Genomic DNA, 2,641 nt, shown 5'->3' on the forward strand with positions numbered 1-2,641 from the left:
ACTTACATAGAGTTACAAAATTCATAGATAGCAGAAGGAGTTGGAATGCTCCACAATATAGGGTGAAAGTCCCGTACGCGAAATTTATGAATCTCTTAGTTGAATCCCGAGTAGGGCGGGGCACGTGAAACCCTGTCTGAATCTGCCGGGACCATCCGGTAAGGCTAAATACTAACCAGACACCGATAGTGAACTAGTACCGTGAGGGAAAGGTGAAAAGAACCCCGAGAGGGGAGTGAAATAGATTCTGAAACCAATTACTTACAGTTAGTCAGAGCCCGTTAATGGGTGATGGCGTACATCTTGCAGTATGGACCGGCGAGTTATGACAGCATGCTAGGTTAAGTAGAATAAAGCGAAGCCGTAGAGAAATCGAGTCTGAATAGGGCGCTTTAGTATGTTGTTATATACCCGAAACCAGGTGATCTACCCATGAGCAGACTGAAACTTAGGTAAAACTAAGCGGAGGGTCGAACCGTAGTACGCTAAAAAGTGCCCGGATGACTTGTGGGTAGGGGTGAAATTCCAATCGAACTTGGAGATAGCTGGTTCTCTTCGAAATAGCTTTAGGGCTAGCGTGTAGTGTTAAATAATGGGGGTAGAGCACTGAATATGGAATGGCGGCGCCTAGCTGTACTGACTATAATCAAACTCCGAATACCATTATGTATTGCTATGCAGTCGGAACATCGGTGATAACGTCGATGCTCGCGAGGGAAACAACCCAGATCGTCAGCTAAGGTCCCAAAATTGTGTTAAGTGAGAAAGGTTGTGGGATTTCTTAAACAGCTAGGATGTTGGCTTAGAAGCAGCCATCGTTTAAAGAGTGCGTAATAGCTCACTAGTCGAGAGATCCTGTGCCAATAATTTAACGGGACTAAAACACAATACCGAAGCTACGGGCATGTAAATGCGTTAGGAGAGCGTTCTAAGGGCATTGAAGCTAGACTGTGAAGACTAGTGGAGCGCTTAGAAGTGAGAATGCCGGTATGAGTAACGATTCAGAGTGAGAATCTCTGACGCCTATTGGGGAAGGTTTCCTGGGCAAGGTTCGTCCACCCAGGGTTAGTCAGGACCTAAGACGAGGCCGAAAGGCGTAGCCGATGGACAACAGGTTAATATTCCTGTACTTCCTTAAAGTGTGATGGAGTGACGGAGAAGGATAGCATTACCACTTATCGGATTGTGGGGTAAGCATTTAGAGGGTTACTGGAGGCAAATCCCTAGTAACTTAACCTTGAGATGTGATGCATAGTGAAATGGCAACAAAGTAATGAATTATGTGATTCCATGCTTCTTAAAAAAGCTTCTAACTTAAGCTTTAAGGGACCTGTACCGAGAACGAACACACGTCCCCAAGATGAGTATTCTAAGGCGAGCGAGAAAACCAATGTTAAGGAACTCTGCAAAATTATCCCGTAAGTTCGCAAGAAGGGATGCCAATAGAAATATTGGCCGCAGTAAAATGTGAGGGGGAACTGTTTATCAAAAACACAGCTCTATGCTAAGTCGTAAGACGATGTATATAGGGTGACGCCTGCCCAGTGCCCGAAGGTTAAGATGATGTGTTAGCTATGCGAAGCACTGATTTGAAGCCCGGGTGAACGGCGGCCGTAACTATAACGGTCCTAAGGTAGCGAAATTCCTTGTCGGCTAAATACTGACCTGCACGAAAGGCGCAATCATCTCTTAACTGTCTCAACATTGGACTCGGTGAAATTATGGTCCCAGTGAAAACGCTGGGTTCCCGCATCAAGACGAAAAGACCCCGTGGAGCTTTACTATAACTTCGTATTGAATTTTGGCTTAACATGTGTAGGATAGGTGGGAGACTTTGAAGCTTGGACGCTAGTCCAAGTGGAGTCATCCTTGAAATACCACCCTTGTTAATTTGAAATTCTAACTTGCTACCATTATCTGGTAGGAGGACAGTGCGTGGTGGGTAGTTTGACTGGGGCGGTCGCCTCCTAAAGGGTAACGGAGGCGTTCAAAGTTACACTCAATACAGTCAGAAACTGTATGTAGAGCATAAAGGTAAAAGTGTGATTGACTGTGAGACCTACAAGTCGAGCAGGTGCGAAAGCAGGACTTAGTGATCCGGCGGTACTTCATGGAAAGGCCGTCGCTCAACGGATAAAAGCTACCCCGGGGATAACAGGCTTATCTTCCCCAAGAGATCACATCGACGGGAAGGTTTGGCACCTCGATGTCGGCTCATCGCATCCTGGAGCTGGAGTCGGTTCCAAGGGTTGGGCTGTTCGCCCATTAAAGCGGTACGCGAGCTGGGTTCAGAACGTCGTGAGACAGTTCGGTTCCTATCTGATGTGGGCGTTGGAATATTGATGAGAGCTGCTCTTAGTACGAGAGGACCGGAGTGGACGTACCGATGGTGTTCCAGTTGTTTCGCCAGAAGCATAGCTGGGTAGCCAAGTACGGAAAGGATAACCGCTGAAAGCATCTAAGCGGGAAGCCTCCTCAAAGATGAATATTCCCTATGAAATTCCTTATAGACTATGAGGTTGATAGGCTGGAGGTGTAAGTGTAGTAATACATTCAGCTGACCAGTACTAATAAATTCAATGGTTTAATAGTTTATATTTTATGTTGGTAAATGTACAAGTTTTCTATTCAGTTTTCAGAG

1 rRNA gene is annotated in these 2,641 nt (G+C 45.9%); it reads left to right on the forward strand.

Features of this window, described 5'->3' with window-relative positions:
• Positions 1-2,592, forward strand: a 23S ribosomal RNA gene (locus KQ877_RS03450); the annotation flags it as partial.
• Between the last annotated feature and the right edge of the window lie 49 nt (positions 2,593-2,641).

The sequence above is a fragment of the Mycoplasma zalophi genome, assembly GCF_018914005.1.
Taxonomy (GTDB): domain Bacteria; phylum Bacillota_I; class Bacilli_A; order Mycoplasmatales; family Metamycoplasmataceae; genus Metamycoplasma; species Metamycoplasma zalophi_A.